This is a genomic window from Streptacidiphilus sp. MAP12-16, assembly GCF_041262165.1.
Taxonomy (GTDB): Bacteria; Actinomycetota; Actinomycetes; order Streptomycetales; family Streptomycetaceae; genus Streptacidiphilus.
Genome location: NZ_JBGCBY010000006.1, coordinates 330778 through 347210, shown reverse-complemented (window position 1 = coordinate 347210; position 16433 = coordinate 330778). Strand labels below are relative to the sequence as shown.

At 70.8% G+C, this 16433-nt stretch carries 16 protein-coding genes; 2 read left to right on the top strand and 14 right to left on the bottom strand.

Translation table 11 applies throughout. The features are described from left to right. Positions 1-179 precede the first annotated feature (179 nt). The 8 genes from ABIA33_RS10680 to ABIA33_RS10645 all read right to left on the bottom strand — a co-directional run bounded on the left by ABIA33_RS10680 (position 180) and on the right by ABIA33_RS10645 (position 8104). Entirely contained in the window at positions 180-740 is a 561-nt protein-coding gene (locus tag ABIA33_RS10680; RefSeq protein WP_370079743.1) for a hydrogenase maturation protease, read from the bottom strand. Further along, on the bottom strand, positions 737-2173 hold the full coding sequence (locus tag ABIA33_RS10675; protein WP_370079741.1) for a hypothetical protein: 1437 nt from the start codon (positions 2171-2173) through the stop codon (positions 737-739). The genes ABIA33_RS10680 and ABIA33_RS10675 overlap by 4 nt, the downstream gene beginning before the upstream one ends. Continuing rightward, on the bottom strand, positions 2170-2856 hold the full coding sequence (locus ABIA33_RS10670) for a DUF6084 family protein (protein ID WP_370079739.1): 687 nt from the start codon (positions 2854-2856) through the stop codon (positions 2170-2172). Before ABIA33_RS10670 ends, ABIA33_RS10675 begins: the two co-directional genes overlap by 4 nt. Continuing rightward, a complete protein-coding gene (locus tag ABIA33_RS10665; RefSeq protein ID WP_370079737.1) occupies positions 2853-3521 on the bottom strand; it encodes a DUF5947 family protein in 669 nt (222 codons plus the stop codon). The genes ABIA33_RS10670 and ABIA33_RS10665 overlap by 4 nt, the downstream gene beginning before the upstream one ends. After that, a complete protein-coding gene (locus ABIA33_RS10660) occupies positions 3518-4123 on the bottom strand; it encodes a hypothetical protein (protein ID WP_370079735.1) in 606 nt (201 codons plus the stop codon). Before ABIA33_RS10660 ends, ABIA33_RS10665 begins: the two co-directional genes overlap by 4 nt. Beyond that, positions 4120-5904, bottom strand: a complete 1785-nt coding sequence (locus tag ABIA33_RS10655) for a nickel-dependent hydrogenase large subunit (RefSeq protein WP_370079733.1) — start codon at positions 5902-5904, stop codon at positions 4120-4122. The genes ABIA33_RS10660 and ABIA33_RS10655 overlap by 4 nt, the downstream gene beginning before the upstream one ends. Positions 5905-5985: 81 nt before the next feature. Then, a complete protein-coding gene (locus ABIA33_RS10650; protein ID WP_370079731.1) occupies positions 5986-7074 on the bottom strand; it encodes a hydrogenase expression protein HypE in 1089 nt (362 codons plus the stop codon). Positions 7075-7207: 133 nt separating this feature from the next. Then, positions 7208-8104: an oxygenase MpaB family protein gene (locus ABIA33_RS10645; RefSeq protein ID WP_370079729.1), complete on the bottom strand. Its 897-nt coding sequence runs from the start codon at positions 8102-8104 to the stop codon at positions 7208-7210. A 240-nt stretch (positions 8105-8344) separates the two neighbouring features. Between ABIA33_RS10645 and ABIA33_RS10640 the strand changes: the two genes are divergently transcribed. Beyond that, positions 8345-8614 carry a hypothetical protein gene (locus tag ABIA33_RS10640; RefSeq protein WP_370079727.1) on the top strand — a complete coding sequence of 90 codons (270 nt, stop codon included), beginning with the start codon at positions 8345-8347 and terminating at the stop codon, positions 8612-8614. A 2-nt stretch (positions 8615-8616) separates the two neighbouring features. Here ABIA33_RS10640 and ABIA33_RS10635 read toward each other — a convergent pair whose 3' ends face one another. The 4 genes from ABIA33_RS10635 to ABIA33_RS10620 all read right to left on the bottom strand — a co-directional run bounded on the left by ABIA33_RS10635 (position 8617) and on the right by ABIA33_RS10620 (position 13001). Continuing rightward, a complete protein-coding gene (locus ABIA33_RS10635) occupies positions 8617-9474 on the bottom strand; it encodes an aldo/keto reductase (RefSeq protein WP_370079725.1) in 858 nt (285 codons plus the stop codon). A gap of 610 nt (positions 9475-10084) precedes the next feature. After that, the gene (locus ABIA33_RS10630; RefSeq protein ID WP_370079723.1) at positions 10085-11086 is read right to left on the bottom strand and encodes an ABC transporter substrate-binding protein; all 1002 of its coding nucleotides are present in this window, start codon (positions 11084-11086) and stop codon (positions 10085-10087) included. Positions 11087-11154: 68 nt separating this feature from the next. After that, positions 11155-12237: an ABC transporter permease gene (locus tag ABIA33_RS10625; RefSeq protein WP_370079721.1), complete on the bottom strand. Its 1083-nt coding sequence runs from the start codon at positions 12235-12237 to the stop codon at positions 11155-11157. Beyond that, positions 12234-13001: an ATP-binding cassette domain-containing protein gene (locus ABIA33_RS10620; protein WP_370079718.1), complete on the bottom strand. Its 768-nt coding sequence runs from the start codon at positions 12999-13001 to the stop codon at positions 12234-12236. The genes ABIA33_RS10625 and ABIA33_RS10620 overlap by 4 nt, the downstream gene beginning before the upstream one ends. A gap of 536 nt (positions 13002-13537) precedes the next feature. On the opposite strand from ABIA33_RS10620, the gene ABIA33_RS10615 reads away from it, so the two are divergent. Continuing rightward, complete coding sequence (locus tag ABIA33_RS10615; RefSeq protein ID WP_370079716.1) at positions 13538-14566, top strand: LacI family DNA-binding transcriptional regulator; 1029 nt, start codon at positions 13538-13540, stop codon at positions 14564-14566. 140 nt (positions 14567-14706) lie between these two features. Here the strand turns inward: ABIA33_RS10615 and ABIA33_RS10610 are convergent, their stop codons facing one another. Together ABIA33_RS10610 and ABIA33_RS10605 are read right to left on the bottom strand one after the other, a co-directional pair. Beyond that, entirely contained in the window at positions 14707-15432 is a 726-nt protein-coding gene (locus ABIA33_RS10610; RefSeq protein WP_370079714.1) for a TetR/AcrR family transcriptional regulator, read from the bottom strand. A 77-nt stretch (positions 15433-15509) separates the two neighbouring features. After that, complete coding sequence (locus ABIA33_RS10605; protein WP_370079712.1) at positions 15510-16262, bottom strand: VWA domain-containing protein; 753 nt, start codon at positions 16260-16262, stop codon at positions 15510-15512. Between the last annotated feature and the right edge of the window lie 171 nt (positions 16263-16433).

Below are 16433 nucleotides of genomic sequence, written 5' to 3'. Positions count from 1 at the left end.
CACGGGTAACCCGTTCGGTACAGTGCCGGATCTGCGCGGTGCAGGGCCGGCGGGTCTCACATGCAGCGCATCCGGAGATAGCGCTTGACGTCGGGCAGGATCTGCGACACGACGGCGCCGATCACAGCCGCAGCCGCGCCGATGGCGATGAGTTTCTTCACGGTGACGTGTTCCTCTCCTCAGTACGTGGCCGGTCCGGCCACGGCACGCGGTTCTGGCTCGCCCGCAGGTCCGCCCTGGTGATCGTCCTCGAGCAGGCGCAGGAGCACCCGCACGGCCTGCGGCACCGCGTCGGCGACCGGGCCGCTGAGCCCGATGCCCTCCTCGACCGAGGCCGGCTCGCAGCCGAGCACCAGGGTCCGGCGGGGCGGCGTGCCTCCGGTGCCCGCGCACAGGGTGGCCAGCAGCGCGAGTACGGCGTCCGGGGACATCCGGTGACCGTCGAGCAAGGGGCCGTGCGACTCGACGCCACGGCGTTCGCCGACGTCGATCAGGTACAACGTGCCCGGCAGGCCCCCGCGAGCGGTGGCGTCGACCAGGATGAACGTGTCGTACCCGTCGAGCAGCTGGTAGGCGAGGTGGACGCCGCGCACGCCGATGTCCACCGCTTCGACGTGCGCGGGGAGTGTTTCGGCGGTCAGCCGTCGCACGGTCTCGACGCCGAAGCCGTCGTCGCCGAGGAAGATGTTGCCGGCTCCGGCCACCAGGGTCCGTGGGGGCTTCCGCGCGGTGGGGTTCACGCGTCCTCCAGGGGGGCTACCTCATCGGGCTGGAAGTAGAGGAACCGACCCTGCTCGCGCCTGATGTCGGCGCCAGGGTCCCCCTCGACGGTCACCGCGAGGTGGACGCCGCCGTCGACGTCCTGCAGCACCGCTTCGACCAGGGCGTTGCGACCGTGCAGGAAGAGGTCCTGCGCGTCGGTGCGCCGCAGACCGGGGCGCAGAACGACGCGGCTGCCCGCGCCCACTGACCGTCCGTCGACCACGATCCGGTCGCGGGCCGGGTCGACGCCGCGGTCACCGGCCGGGTCCCACCACGGGGTCTCGGGCTGGAACGTGCCGAACGGGTCCGGGAATTCGCCGCCCGTCGACGGATGGGAGTCGGCCGGGGCCGGTTCGGTGACCTCCCGCAGCGCCCGGACGGCGCCGTGCAGGCGCTCCAGGACCTCGGGGGGCATCGAGTCGGCGAGGTCGATCACCGCGGCGGCCCGCGCGTCGGTTCCACGGGCCTCCCGTTTCTCCTGGTCGGTGAGGGCTGCGGTGCGCAGCGCCAGGATCTCGTCGATCTCGGTGGCGTCGTAGAGGGCTCCCGGGCTCTCCGGCGCGATGGCGGGGTGGTCCTCCAGGATGATCGGAGAGGACAACACCACGTCGGGGCGCCCTGCGTCGCCTGCCAGTACCGGCCAGGTGTGCAGGTTCTCGCAGGTCGCGGCGGCGCCCTTGGCCCACTCGGGCGGGTCGGCCATGGAGAGGAAGGATCCGGCGCTCAGGCCCAGCATCAGATGCGCCGAGACCAGCGAGCGCGGGAGGGCCGCCTCGCGGTCGGCGTCGGCGTGCTGCGGTACCCAGTCGCTGGTGTTCTCCACCACTGCGGTCAGCCTCTGCACGGCGTAGGGGCCGGGCACATCGGCGCCGGCCAGCCGGACCTCTCCGCGCACGGCCTCACGGCGCCGCACGAGCCGTCCGACGGGCTGCCCGGCTTCGTCGCGCACCACCTCGGTCTCCTTCTGGGCCGGCAGGCTGAAGGGCAGCACCCGGCCCGCGCCGCCCAGGTCGGCGACGGGTACGGCCATGTGGACGCGCTCCTCGACGCCCTCGTCCCAGGGCGTCAGGACCCGGTCGGCGAGGTTCAGTTCGGCGACGGTCTCGTAGCCTCCGCCGGGTCGGGCCCGCTGGACGGTGCGCCGCTGGGCGTGCAGGAAGCGCAGTTCCACGAAGAGCGTCGCGCCCTGCCGGGGCTCCATCAGGCACTGGGTGCGCTGGAAGGAGTGTTCGCCGCTGTCCGCTCCCCAGCCGGGCGGCACCAGGACGCCGAACTGCCAGCGGAGCCGGTTCTTCGCCGCCGAGGCGCGGTACGGGTAGAGCACGTAGCCCTCGAAGAGGACGGCGTCGGCAACCTGCCGGGCGGCGGCGAACCGGGTCTCGATCTCGGCGGTGAGCGCGGCGGTCGTCACGGGACCGTCCTCTCGGCGGCGCCGGAGAGCGCGGGAGCCGGTCGCGCGGGCACCTCGGTGCCCGATCTGTCCAGCAGCGCCTGCACTGTCGCCTCCCAGGAGGGCAGTGCCTGCTTCGAGCGGAAGGCGAGCAGGGCGTCCATGGTGTCGCGCGGCAGCCGGAGCCATCCGCAGCCCGGGAAGTGCTGCTCGATCATCTCCCGCCAGACTGCCACGGGCATTCGGTAGGACGCTTCCCGGTCCCAGGGCACCGGTTCGACGTTGAAGCCGCCGGCGCCGGTGAATGCCGTTCCGGAGAAGAGCAGCAGCAGCGGTGCCTCGCCCTCTTCGAGGGCGTGGAAGTACCGGGTCGGGGCCAGGTCGAGGTCGTAGCTGCAGGGCACCGGGAGATCGACCTCGGTTTCCCCGGTGAAGCCGGGGACCATCAGCGAGACCTGCGCGAACTGGACCGGCAGCAGGGTGCTGCCCCAGCGCGGGCGCTCGCCGAAGAGGTCCGCCAGGCCGTCACCCTCGGACGCCTGGTATCCGCGCCGGGCCGGCTCGATCCGGAGCTGGCAGCGCAGGGCGACGGCGTGCACCCGGACGTCCGGCGTGGCGGTGATGCGCAGCCGGAAGACCAGGGTGGGTCCGGCCGCGTAGCGGTCGGCGCGTACCCCGGTGCAGGCGAAGGAGAACTCGGTCACGGCCGCTCCTCTGCGCGCGGCTGTCCGGCCCGCGAGGAGACATGGGCGAAGAAGGCCTCCAGGTCCGCCCGCGCCTCGGCTCCCCCGTCGAAGCCCTGCCAGCGCAGGCGCATCCGCCCGACCAGTTCGTAGCAGACGTCGATCGGCACCAGGAAGCACTCGTACCGGTCCCCGGACCGGCGCAGCAGGAGGGCCTCCACGTCGGGTTCGAGGAGCTCGGCCAGGCGGGTGCCGCCCAGGACGGATTGCCAGGTCGACGGGTCCAGCTCGCTCTCGGTCGCGCCGGCCGGACTCGGGTAGAGCGCGACCAGCCGGTCCAGGGCGGCGTTGCGGAAGAAGAACGTGACGCTGACCGGGATCTGGAGGAGGTTCCAGGCGGTCTCGTCCAGGGCGTGGTCGGGGTCGCTGAGGTACCGGGTCGGGACGGTCCTGAACCGGCCCCCGGCGGCGCCGCGCTGTTCGAACAGCAGGGCGCAGGCGGTGCAGGCGCAGGCCAGCGAGCGCTTCTCGGTGTCGACCAGGTGCCGGTGCCCGGCCTCGGCCACCGGCACTCCGCACAGTTCGCAGCGTTCCTGCTGCTCGGACGGCCGGGCCGTGAACCGGCGCAGTCCAGCCGGCGCCGCGGCGGGGGTAGCCGGCGGAGGCCATGCCTGACGGGTGCTCATGAGGCCGTCGCCGGCGCGAGCCCGGGGCGGGTCGAGATCTGCAGCAGCACCGGTTCCTTGGCGGCGCCGGCCGGCTCCAGTTCCACCGAGGTCACCTCCGAGGCGAAGCACGCCAGGGCGTCCTCGACGGTCTGCCGGGCCGCCGCGTTGGTGCTGGGGCAGCCGCAGCCGCCGGTGCTGGTCGACCGGAGCCGCAGGGTGCCGCTCGCTTCGTCGAATCCGGTCAGCTCGACCGGGCGACCCGGAAGGCTGTCCAGGGCGCGGGCGACTCTGGTCGCGGTGTCCTCGGGGTGAAGGTCGTGCAGGACCAGCAGACCGGAGACCAGCTCGTCGCGCAGCAGCCGGTCCAGCGCCGCCCCGCCGGGAGACCGGGCCGCCTCCGCGTCGAGCAGGTCGACCACCCGGGCGAGCCCGGCGCCGTAGAAGTCCATGAGCGTGCGCACCAGCTCCTCGGCGGCGGCGCACACCTCGCGGTCGCCGGTGGCCGCGAGGCGGTCGAGGACCTCCTCGACCCGTCGGCCGGCCAGTTCGGCGTTCGCCGCCCGCGCCGGGGCGCCCGCCGGAGGCGCCCCGGCCGACCGGGTGTCCGCGGCGGCGCTCATCCGCCCATGCCGCTCAGCCCGGTGGGCACGTGCATCTGCTTGACCGTCTTGCCGCCGCCGACGTACATGTGCACGCCGCAGGGCAGGCAGGGGTCGAAGCTGCGCACGGCGCGCATGATGTCGATGCCCTTGAAGTTCTCCGGGGTGTTCTCCTCGAAGATCGGCGTGTTCTGCACGGCGTCCTCGTAGGGTCCCGGCGTCCCGTAGGTGTCGCGGGTGCTGGCGTTCCAGGGGGTCGGCGGGTAGGGGTGGTAGTTGGCGATCTTGCCGTCCCTGATCACCATGTGGTGCGACAGGACGCCGCGGACGGCCTCGGTGAAGCCCACGCCCAGGCCCTCGTCCGGGACCTCGAACTTCTCCCAGGTCTGGGTGCGTCCGGCGCGGACCTCCGCGAGCCCCTTCTCGGCGAAGTGCAGGGCGACCGCGGCGGAGTACGCCTGGAAGTACGTGCGGGCGCGGTTGCGCTCCAGCGCGTTGCTCCACTGGGGGATCTTCCACTCGAAGGTGGTCTCCGGCTTGGTCATGGTTCGCGGCAGGTTGATGACCACGCTGTGGCCGGTCGCCTTGACGTAGTCGATGTCGACGAGGCCGGAGAGCGCGGTGGACCAGAGTCGGGCGATCGGGCCGCCGCCGGTGTCCAGCGCCAGGTAGTCCTTGCCGTCGAACCAGCGCGGGGACATCACCCAGCTGTACTTGTCGCTGAAGTCACGCTTCTGCGGGGCGGGGATGGTGTGCTGGTTCCACGGGTGCCGCGGGTCGACGGCGTTGCCGAGCGGGTCGTGGGTGACGAACTGCTCCTTCCCCTCCCAGTCCTGGTAGTACGAGCTGCCCAGCAGGATCCGGATGCCCAGGTTGATCTCGGTGAGGTCGTTGGTGACGAGCTTGCCGTCCACGATGATGCCCGGGGTGACGAACATCCGCCGCCCCCAGTCCGTCATGTTCCGGTAGGTGAAGTCGCAGTACTCGGGGTCGTTGAGGGCTCCCCAGCAACCGAGCAGCACGCGTCGGCGGCCCACCTCCTCGTAGCCCGGGAGCGCCTCGTAGAAGAAGTCGAACAGGTCGTCATGGAGCGGGACGACGCGCTTCATGAACTCCACGTAGCGCATCAGCCGGCTGAGGTAGTCGGTGAAGAGCTGGACGGAGGCGATGGTGCCGACGCCGCCGGGGTAGAGCGTGGAGGGGTGCACATGGCGCCCCTCCATCAGGCAGAACATCTCCCTGGTGTAGCGGCTGACCTGGAGGGCCTCGCGGTAGAACTCGCCCTCGATCGGGTTCAGCGACCGCATGATGTCGGCGATGGTGCGGTAGCCGTGCTCGCCGGCGTGCGGCGCGGGGGTGCGTTCGGCCAGTTCCAGGACGCCGGGGTTCGTCTCCCGGACCATCCGCTCGCAGTAGTCGACCCCGACCAGGTTCTCCTGGAAGATGTTGTGGTCGAACATGTACTCGGCGGACTCGCCCAGGTTGATGATCCACTCACCGAGGTGCGGCGGCTTCACCCCGTACGCCATGTTCTGCGCGTACACCGAGCAGGTCGCGTGGTTGTCACCGCAGATCCCGCAGATGCGGCTGGTGATGAAGTGCGCGTCGCGGGGGTCCTTGCCCCGCATGAACACGCTGTAGCCGCGGAACACCGACGAGGTGCTGTAGCACTCGGCGACCCGCTTCTGTTTGAAGTCGATCTTCGTGTGAATGCCGAGGCTGCCCACGATCCGGGTGATCGGATCCCAGGACATCTCCACCAGGCCGCTGCCGTCGCCGGCCGCCTTCGTCGTCGGTGCCATCGTTTCTGCCGTGCCCTTCTTCGGTGCGGGAGGTCTACGTACGCGGGGACGGGGAACGCCGGTCGCGCCCCTGTCGGATGCTCACCACGGCGGCTGGTAGCCGGTGCTGAGCTTCTCCCCCCGACGGCGCCACTTGGGCTCCTTGTCCACGGTCTTCGCGGTGACCGACCGCAGCCTGCGGATCACCGACCCGTACGCGGCGCTGGCTGTGCTGGACACCTTGCCGCCGGGAGGCTCGTCCATGAACGGCATGAACTTGTCCGGGAAGCCGGGCATCGTGCAGGCGATGCAGATGCCGCCGACGTTGGGGCAGCCGCCGATGCCGTTCATCCAACCGCGCTTGGGCACGTTGCACTTCACCACCGGGCCCCAGCAGCCGAGCTTGACCAGGCATTTGGGCGAGTCGTAGGTGGTGGCGAACTGCCCCTGCTCGTAGTAGCCGGCCCGGTCGCAGCCCTCGTGCACCGTGGCGCCGAACAGCCAGGTCGGGCGGAGGTGCTCGTCCAGCGGGATCATCGGTGCGGCGCCCGTCGCCTGGTAGAGCAGGTACACCAGCGTCTCGGAGAAGTTGTCCGGCTGGATCGGGCAGCCCGGGACGCAGACGATCGGGATGCCGGCCTTGGACTTCCAGTCCCAGCCGAGGTAGTCGGGTACGCCCATCGCTCCGGTCGGGTTCCCCGCCATCGCGTGGATGCCGCCGTAGGTGGCGCAGGTGCCGATGGCGACGACTGCCAGGGCCTTGGGAGCGAGCCGGTCGATCCACTCGCTGGTGGTGATCGGCTGGCCGGTCTCGGGATCGTCACCGAACCCGCACCAGTAGCCCTCGGGCTTGATCGCCTCGTTGGGGATCGACCCCTCGATCACCAGGACGAACGGGTCGATCTCGCCCCGTTCCCCCTTGAAGAACCACTCGATGAAGGTGTCCGCTCCCTGGACCGGACCGCACTCGAAGTCGATCAGCGGCCAGTGAACGGCGATCTTGGGAAGGCCGGGCAGCACGCTGAGTGCGATCTCCTCGATGCTCGGCTGGGTCGCGGCGGTCAGTGAGACCGAATCGCCGTCACAGCTCAGCCCGGCGTTGATCCAGAGAATGTGGATCGGGGACTCTTCCTCGGCGGACTTCCCTGCCGGGGACGAGGTTCCGGCCTTGACCGGAGACGGTGCGTTCATGGGGATTCCTCCTCGGGGAGGTGAGCGACAAGGCCCGCATGTCCGCCACCAGCCTGCGGGCGGTCCGGAGCCGGCGCGACACGGCGCGGCCAATCCGGTGACGCCCTCCCTTGCACCTGCCAAGGGCGATCCGTTACGGCGTCGTCCCGCGCATCCGGGTTCTGGCCGCCTTGAGATGCGGTCCCTCGCGGAGCGCGCCGGGCAGCAGTACGAGACCGGACCGCCAGGCGCGGGCCGACAGCGTGGCGGCGAGGTCCGCGCCCGGCGGGGTGGGCAGGCCGTACATCCGGCGGGCCCAGGACGGCAGCATCCCCATCGCCGTGCAGGACAGGCCGGTCCAGGTGGGGCGCGCCGGCGTGAGCAGGGCGACCCAGCCGGGCAGCGGCGGCAGCAGCGCGAACCGGGCGGCCTCCCGGGCAGCCGGGCCGACCTGCAACTGGGGCCGTACGTCCCGGAAGTAGGCCGCCAGCTCGCCGGTGCTACCTGGTACGGCCGTGGTCCGGGGTACGCCGAGACGCCGGACGACCGTCTGTTGCTCCGTCACATAACGGTCGGCTTCGGCCGACGTGAGGCGCAGCCCGGCCCGCCGGGTCACGTCGAGGAAGGAGTCGACCTCACAGCAGTGCACCCAGAGCAGCAGCGCGGGCTCCTCGGCGCTGTAGGCGGCCCCGGTGTGCGGGTCGGTGCCGCGCACCCAGCGGTGGACGGCCCGAACGCGGGCGATGGCCGCCTCGGCTTCGGCCGTCGTCCCGTAGGTGACGGCGCCCAGGTACTCGGCGGTGCGGCGGAGCCGGCCCCAGGGGTCCTGCCGGAACGCGGAGTGCTCGGCCACCCCGGCCATCGCCAGCGGGTGGAGCGCCTGCAGCAGCAACGCGCGGATCCCGGCCAGCAGCATCGTCGGGTCCGCATGAACGCGCCAGGTCACCGAGTCGGGACCGAACAGGCCGAGGTCGAGGCCGTCGGGAACAGGAGCGCGACCGACCCGGGGTTTCATCGGGTCTGCGTCGGACAGCTCCGTTGCGACGGACACCGCTCACCTCCGTGGACGACAGCGCGTACGCGACTGTGCCTCCGATCGTCCGCCTCCGCGCACCGCCCTGGCAAGACACCTCTGGCGGAGCGGACGGGCGTACGTACCGAGATCCCGGCGAGCGAGCCGCGCAGACGCGTGGGCAGAACGAGGTGAACCACGGGTCGCTGCTCCGTCCGGCGGCCCTGGCGGGGGCCTGCTGAGCATGCGGATGGTTCCGGCCCGCCGCACCCTGGAGCTATGACCAGCAGCAGTTCGACCAGCAGAAGTTCCGGAAGCAGCAGTTCCGGAAGCAGAGCGGCAGCGCCGAGGGTAGTCGTCGGGCCGGTGGCGGTGGAGACCGAGGACCGGTACCGGCCGGTCACCGCGTGGAAGACCTCGGGTCCTCTCTCGTTCGCCGCCCGCTCGGTCGAGGATCTGGAGCGCGAGCTCGGATTCCTCGGCGTCACCGTCGACCTGGACGACTCGGCCGAGGTCGAGTGGCGTGGCGGAGGCAAGGACCACTGGTGAGGTCAGGGGGCCGTGGTGGGGTCCCAGCCGGTGGCGAGGTTCTCGTCGAGCGCGTCCAGGGTCGCCATCTCGGCGTCGGTCAGAGCGAAGTCGAAGACGTCGGCGTTGGCCGCGATGCGCTCCGCGCGGGTGGACTTCGGCAGCACGACCACTCCCTTCTGCAGCGCCCAGCGGATCAGCACCTGCGCGGTGCTGCGGCCGTGCGCGCCGGCGATCCGGACCAGCGGCGGGTCCGCCAGCTTCAGGCCCTTGGTGAGCGGGCTGTACGCCTCGACCTGGATGCCGTTGGCCCGGCAGAGCTCGATGGTGTCGAGGCGGGAGCGGTAGTTGTAGGGGCTCAGCTCGATCTGGTTGACCGCCGGAACGTGGTTGGCGCTACGCAGTAGTTCCTCCAGATGGCGCGGCATGTAGTTGCTCACGCCGATCGCCTTCGCCCGGCCTGACTCCAGCAGGTGCTCCATCGCCCGCCAGGTCTCCGGCCGCAGCGCGGGAACCGGCCAGTGCACGAGGTAGAGGTCGACGTGGTCGACGTCGAGGAGGCGCCGACTGCGCTCGAAGGCGGCCAGGGCCCGCTCGTAGCCGTGGTCCGCGTTCCAGAGCTTCGTGGTGAGGAAGACCTGGTCGCGGTCCACGACACCGGAGCGCAGCGCGCGGCCGACGTCGGCCTCGTTGCCGTACACGGCCGCCGTGTCGATGTGCCGGTAGCCGGCCTTCAGGGCGGCGGTGACGGCCGTCTGGGTGGCCCCGCCGGCGGGGGCGCGGAAGACGCCCAGCCCCAGCACGGGGATGCGGGTGTCGCCGCGCAGCGGGAGGGTGGCACCCGGTCCGTCCGGCACCGTGTGCTGTTCGATGGAGGTCATCTCGCTGCTCTTCTCTGCCGTTGAGGGGGCACGGAGCTCTCCCGGGCCGATGCCATTCCACGCCCCGTGCGCCCGGGTCGCGGGAGCGCGCACAGCCACGCACTCTACCGACCACCCTGGTCCGCGGGTTGTGCAACATCAGGTAGTCCGCGATCCATTCTCTGACGAGCGGTCCCTGACGGGCATTCACTGACGGGCATTCACTGACGGGCGTTCACTGACGGGCTGACAGGGCCCTGCCCGGCGCGCTGTCGGGGGAGGAAGGCGCGCCGGGCAGGAGTCGTGTTGTCGCGCGTGCGGGTCAGCCGGTGACCGTCACCCCGTCGGGGACGTTGCCGACCGTGACCGCGGCGCCGGCGGTGCCCTGGCGACGGTGATCGGCCGGACTCGTTCACGGTGGAGTCGATCACCCAAGCCAGGCGGTGGGGCCGTCCGGGCTGAAGCCCACCGCGCAGGCGCCCGGTCCGGTCGGGATCAGCGGTCCTGCCGTGTCGGTCGCGACCGTGATGGGGGTGATGCCGCCCGCGCCGCCGTCACGGGACGGGTGGGGGCGTCCGGGACAGGTTGCTTCGTCAGTTGCCCTGTTGGGGAGCGCCGTTGAGCTGGGGGGTCAGGAGCCGCAGTCGGTCTTGTAGAGGAATCGGGCCACCGTCGGGCTGCTCACGTTGTCCCGGGTGATGCTGGCCAGGTCGGTCTGGATGCCGCCGTTGACCGGCTTCCCGGTGAGCGACGCCACCAACTGGTCGACCGCCTGCTGCCCGATGCCGTACGGGTCCTGGGAGATGAGCGCGTCCACCGCGCCGCTCTGCAGCGCCGCGACCTGCTGCGGCCCGGCGTCGAAGGACACGACCTTGATCTTCCCCTGCTTGCCTGAGTTCTTGAGGCCGGTGCCGACGCCCTCGCCGGTCTGCGAGTTGGCGGTGAAGATACCGACCAGACCGGGGTGCGCGGAGAGCTCGTCGGTCACCGCGGATGCCGCCCCCTGCGCGGTGTCGCCCACCTGCCGCACGTCGTCGATCTTGACGTTGGGGAACTTGGCGGCCAGCTCCTGCTTGAAGCCCTGGATCCGTGAGTTGGTCGTCGTCGTGGTCAGGTCCGGGGTGAGGACCACCACCTCGCCGGTGCTGCTCACCAGCCCGGCCATGGTGTCGGCGGCCTTCTCGCCGCCCTGCAGGTTGTTGGAAGAGATGCGGGTGATCCCGATCGAGGAGTCGGCGAGCGTGGTGTCGACGATCGCCACCTTGGTGCCGTTGCCCTGCAGGGTCTTGATCGGCCCCTCGAGCGAGTGCGGGTCGACCGGCGAGATCAGTACCCCGCTGGGGTGGTAGCTGGTGACGCTGCTGACCGAGGCCACCTGCTCGGGCACGCTCCAGTCGACCGAGCCCGTCGCGGTGAACTGCACTCCCCACTTCTGCGACTCGGCCTGCGCACCGCACTTCATGGTGATGTAGAACGGGTCGCCGGTCTTCCCGGCCACGAAGGTGATGGACTTTCCCGCTACCTTGCCGTCGTTGCCACTCGAACCGGTCGAACCGCTCGAACTGCTGCAGCCGGTTGCCGCGGCGAGAACGAGCAGAGTGGTCGCGCCGGTCGCCAGAACCTTGGTGTTCACGTGACTTCCTCCTTGGTGGGTCCGCTCTCGACGGCCGGTGCGCCTGCGCGTCGTGGGCCGAGTGCGGGTCATCTGTTGTTCCGTCCGCGCCGTCTGAGTTGGTCGAAGAAGACGGCCAGGATGAGCACCGCGCCCACCGCGACTGTCTGCCAGAAGGACTGGACCTGGAGAATGGTGAATCCGCTCTGCAGGACCGCCGGGATGAAGACCCCGATGACGGTGCCGATCACGGTGCCGACACCGCCGAAGAGGCTGGTGCCGCCCAGCACCACCGCGGCGATGGCGTTGAGGTTGTCCTGGGCGCCGCTGGTCAGCGTGGTGCTGCTGTAGTGGGCCAGGTTGAGTACGCCGGCCAGCCCGGCGAGCAGGCCGGACAGTGCGTAGACCTTGATGAGGTGCCGGTCCACCCGGATGCCGACCCTCGAAGCGGCCTCCTCGTTGGAGCCGACGGCCCGGGTGTACCTGCCGAAGCGGGTGATGTTCAGGGCCAGGGCGGCGAGCACGACGATGAGCACGGCGATCACGATCAGCCACGGCACGCCGAGGATGCTGCCGCTGCCCACCGTGTTGGCCAGCGAGTCGGGGATGTTGCCCACGTCCACGCCGTGGGTCAGGATCTGCCCGAAGCCGAGGGCCATGCCGAGCGTGCCCAGGGTGACGATGAGCGGCGGCACCTTCGCCTTGGCCACCCAGATCCCGTTGAAGATGCCCCAGAGCAGGCCGGCGGCCATGCCCGCGAGCGCGCCGAGGACGACCACCCACCAGGCGGCGTTGGAGTTCGCGTCCAGCGCGTTCATCGTCTTCACCGCGACCACGCCGGAGAAGATCAGCACCGAGCCGACCGACAGGTCGATTCCGGAGGTGACGATCACGAAGGTCTGCCCCACCGCGAGGACCACGAGGATCGCCGACTCGATCGCGATGCTCTTGAACTCGAAGGTGGTGGCGAACGCGTTCGGGCTCAACGCCGAGAAGGCGGCGACGAGTACGAGCAGGACCAGGAAGGTCCAGACGGTGTTCTGGCCACGGGCCCGCTGCCAGAGCAGCGCGGCGGTCGGTCTGGGCGCCGCCGGCAGCGACTTCGCCGGCGCGGCCGCGGCAGGGCCGTCGTCCAGCGGCTGCAGCGGAGCTGCTTCACGTGCGTCGCTCACGCCGACTCCTCCTCGTGCACCAGGGCGCCGGTCATCGCGCCGACCAACTCCTCCAGCGAGGTCTCCGACGCCTTGAAGCGCGCGACGCGGCGGCCGAGCCGCAGCACCTCGACGCGGTCGGCGACCGACAGCACCTCGGGCATGTTGTGGCTGATCAGCACCGTGGACACGCCCCGGTCCCGGACCCGCCGGATCAGGTCGAGCACCCGCTCGCGCTGGAGCACGCCCAGGGCCGCCGTCGGCTCGTCCATGAACACCACCCGCGAGGCCCAGGCAACCGAGCGGGCGATGGCGACGCTCTGCCGCTGGCCGCCGGACAGGGTGGCGACAGGTGCGTCGATGTCCTTGAGCTCGACGCCTAGTTCGGCGAAGGCCGTCACTGACCGCTCGCGCATGCCCTGCTTGTCCAGCACGCCGAACGCGCCGAGCAGTCCCCGGCGCACCTGCTCCCGGCCGAGGAACAGGTTGGCCGCCGCGTCCAGGTCGGCGGCGAGCGCCAGATCCTGGTAGACGGTCTCGATCCCCAGCCGCTGCGCGTCCCTGGGACTGGCGAAGGAGACCGGGCTCCCGTCCAGCAGGATCTCTCCGCTGTCCGGAGTCGCCGCCCCCACCAGATTCCTGACCAGGGTCGACTTCCCGGCGCCGTTGTCGCCGATGAGGGCCACCACCTCACCCGGATACACGGTGAAGTTGGCCCCTCGCAGCGCCTCCACCTGACCGTAGGTCTTCTTCAGGCCGCGTGCGTCGAGCAGCGGTTCTGACACGTCTCCTCCTTGCCCCCGCTCGCAGACAACGTTGTCGCGGTTGGCATCCACTCACGGCTCCACGTGCACTGTCAAGGCTTCTTTCACAACTTGCGGAGCCTCGCCAACAGGCCCGTTCGCGCCTCCGCGCCGACCGCACCGCGCTGGACCGGAAAGGCCCAACATCAGTGCACCCGAAAGGACCTGGGACGCAGTCACCGGCCGGGCGCGATACCGACCCTGGCCGCCGGAAGTCATCCGGCACGGACGCTAGCGGAGCGGCTGTGATGTGTGCCAACGTTGTCCAAAACTGCCCCGACCACAGCCCGGACGGCACCTGCAGTCGGCTTCGGCACGCCCGACGCCGGGCGAGATGACAACGTTGTCCTTCCCGCCCGCACCGAGCGCGGAATGCGGGCCGACGGCGCATTCGGATCGGACGGACGGCTATAATCCGGCAACGTTGTCCACGGTGCCCCCGCGCTCCACCCCGACGTTGCCCATCCCGATCCCCACGAGACCCGCCGACGTCGACGGCATCCGGAAAGGCGGCACCGATGCCAGACCGCACGGAGCAGCCCGCGACGGCTGGGCGCCCGACGATCAAGGACGTGGCGGCCGTCGCCGGGGTCGGCTTCAAGACCGTCTCGCGCGTGGTCAACGGCGAGCCCGGGGTCAAGGCGGCCACCGCCGACCGCGTCCGCAAAGCCATCGACCAGTTGGGCTTCCGCCGCAACGACAGCGCCCGGCTGCTTCGCGAGGGCCGCCGCGCCGGTTGCATCGGGATCATCCTCGAAGACCTCGCGGACCCGTTCTACTCCCTGCTCAGCCGCGCGGTGGAGGAGGTGGCCAGGGCACACGACTCGCTGCTCTTCACCGGTTCGTCCGCCGAGGACCCCTCCCGCGAGCGTGAACTCGCCCTGGCCTTCACCTCGCGCCGGGTGGACGGGCTGATCGTCGTGCCCACCGCGGCCGACCACGGCTACCTGGCCGCGGAGTTGGCGGCGGGCACGACCGTGGTCACCGTGGACCGGCCGGTCCACGGCCTCGACGTCGACACGGTGCTCTGCGACAACGTGGGCGGCAGCCGTACCGGGGTGGACCACCTGCTGCGCCAGGGGCACCGCCGGATCGGCTACCTCGGCGACTCGGCGGACATCTTCACCGCGGCCGAGCGGCTGCACGGCTACCGCGGCGCCATGGCCGGCGCCGGGTACGCGGTGCAGGACGACTGGGTCTCGATGGGGCCGCCGGACCCGGTGCGCATCCGTCTGGCGCTCGGGCGGATGCTCGTCGGCCGCTGGCCGGTGACGGCGCTGATGTGCGGCAACAACCGCACCACCGTGGCCGTGCTACGGGAGTTGGCGTCCATGGAGCGGCGTCCCGCGCTGGTGGGCTTCGACGACTTCGAGCTGGCCGACCTGCTGGCGGTTCCGGTCACCGTGGTGGCGCAGGACCCGGTACGGATGGGCCGAACCGCCGCCGAGTTGCTGTTCCGCCGGATCGAGGGCGACCGGGGCGAGCCCCAGCGGATCGAACTGCCCACCCGCCTGCTCCCCCGTGGCTCCGGAGAGCAGCCGCTCTGAGCGGCGGCGGCGCGGGCCGCGGCTCACCGGCGTTAGCGGATGGTCCAGGTGACGACGAGGAACATCGCCACGAACGGCAGGAAGCCGTTCACGGTGGCCACCGTCTGCGCCGAAAGCCGGGAGCTTGACATCCACGCAGCTCAGACGGCGGAGGTTGGGCAGGCCGTCTGGAGCAGCCCGGTCAGGACGCGGGTGACGACCCGGTCGAACAGCGGTTCCGGCTGCTGCTTCTCGGCTCCGGGGGGCGGTGTCGCCAGGGCGGTGGCCAGGTGCGGGTGGTGGCCTGCCGAGGCAACCCGGGTGAGGTACTCGGCCTGTGCCTGCTGCCACTGCGGGACGCTCTGCCCAGCGAGGCGCTGGGTGACCTCCATGCGCACCATCGAGCGGACGATCGCGCCGTAGGTCCCGATCGCCTCCAGCTTGGTCCTCGGGCTGACGTCGAGCTCGGCGAGAGCGGCCAGGGCATGTTCCAGGTAGTCGACAGCCTTCGGTCCCAGCGGGACCCTTGTCGCGGTCGCGTCGAGCAGCCAGGGGTGGGCGAGGTAGACGCTCCTGCTCTGGCGGGCCAGAGCGAGCAGGTCGTCGAGCCATCGTCCGGAGCCGAGTGCGGCATAGGAGAGCTCGCCGTTGACCCGGTCGATCATCAGTTCCAGTAGTTCGTCGCGCGTGGCGACATAGCGATAAAGGGACGCGGGAGCAGCCCCCAGGACGACCGCCACGGCCCGCATGGTGACGGCCGCGAGCCCGTCCGCGTCGGCAAGGGCGACCCCCACCGCCGCGATCCGGTCGCGGTCGAACGCAGGCGCAGGACCTCGTCCCGCGCGTTCGGGTCGTAGCCAGATGCTGTGGCCGGACGCTTCGGTCACGGACCCTCCTTTTCTGCGAACGTCGTATGCAGTATCGTATCCCGCCCTCTGCCATGACCTCCCCGCCGCGTCGCCGCTCAGCGCAGGATGCCTGCGGCACGTGCTGCCGCAAGCCACAGCGGGAACTCGGCCATCAGGCGGTCGTAGAGCTGCGTGTCCGGGATCAGCGTCGGATCCTTCCCTGCGGGGAAGAACCCGGCGTTGTCGACGGCCCGGCGGCCCGGGACGGGAAGGTCGTCGAGACGCCGCAGGAAGCGGAACTCGTCATCGCCGAAACCGACGAACTGCCAGAACATCGGCAACCCGGCCGCCCGGCACAGGATCTGCTCCGCCGCGCCCTTGTTGATCGGGCCGCCGTCGGTCTGGAACACCACGAAGGCGGGGGCGGCGGCACCGGACGCGAGGTAGTGCTCGATCACCGCCTCCATCGCCAGGTGGTAGCTGGTCCGACCCATGTGACCGTAGGACTCGTGCAGGGCGTTGATCCGCCCGCGATGCTCGTCGAGCGAGATCTCGTCCACCCCGTCGACCGCCGTGGAGAAGAACACCACCGGCACCACGCCGTCGTCGTCCAGGTGCGCGGACAGCGCCAGCACCTGTTCGGCGAGGTGCTGGACGCTGCCGTCCTGATAGTACGGACGCATGCTGCCGGAGCGGTCGAGGACCAGGTAGACGGCGGCACGCTGCGCGCCCAGGCCGTGCTTGCTCAGGCTCACCGCCGCCTGCTTGTAGAAGGTGACCAAGCCGGGCGCGGCAGCCTGGACCTTTTCCAGACTGATTCCGGGTCCGGGCTCGGGATGCGACGGGCGCTTGACGTAGTCGATGGGCACGGGTGGTCCCCCCTCTGGCTCAGGCGTGCAACTGATCGTTTGCACACTTTCTTTCGGATCCATGAACATGCCAAGCGCATATGCGCGAGGATGGCGTCGGTAGACGCCGAAGCCGCCGGGAGATCGCTGTGGGCCGTCACGCACCAGACCCCCTGCCCAGCCCGACAACCA

Coding starts and splice junctions, on each gene's coding strand:
- ABIA33_RS10665 (WP_370079737.1), bottom strand. CDS start 3,521: ATGAGCACCCGTCAGGCATGGCCTCCGCCGGCTACCCCCGCCGCGGCG.
- ABIA33_RS10660 (WP_370079735.1), bottom strand. CDS start 4,123: ATGAGCGCCGCCGCGGACACCCGGTCGGCCGGGGCGCCTCCGGCGGGC.
- ABIA33_RS10655 (WP_370079733.1), bottom strand. CDS start 5,904: ATGGCACCGACGACGAAGGCGGCCGGCGACGGCAGCGGCCTGGTGGAG.
- ABIA33_RS10650 (WP_370079731.1), bottom strand. CDS start 7,074: ATGAACGCACCGTCTCCGGTCAAGGCCGGAACCTCGTCCCCGGCAGGG.
- ABIA33_RS10640 (WP_370079727.1), top strand. CDS start 8,345: ATGACCAGCAGCAGTTCGACCAGCAGAAGTTCCGGAAGCAGCAGTTCC.
- ABIA33_RS10635 (WP_370079725.1), bottom strand. CDS start 9,474: ATGACCTCCATCGAACAGCACACGGTGCCGGACGGACCGGGTGCCACC.
- ABIA33_RS10615 (WP_370079716.1), top strand. CDS start 13,538: ATGCCAGACCGCACGGAGCAGCCCGCGACGGCTGGGCGCCCGACGATC.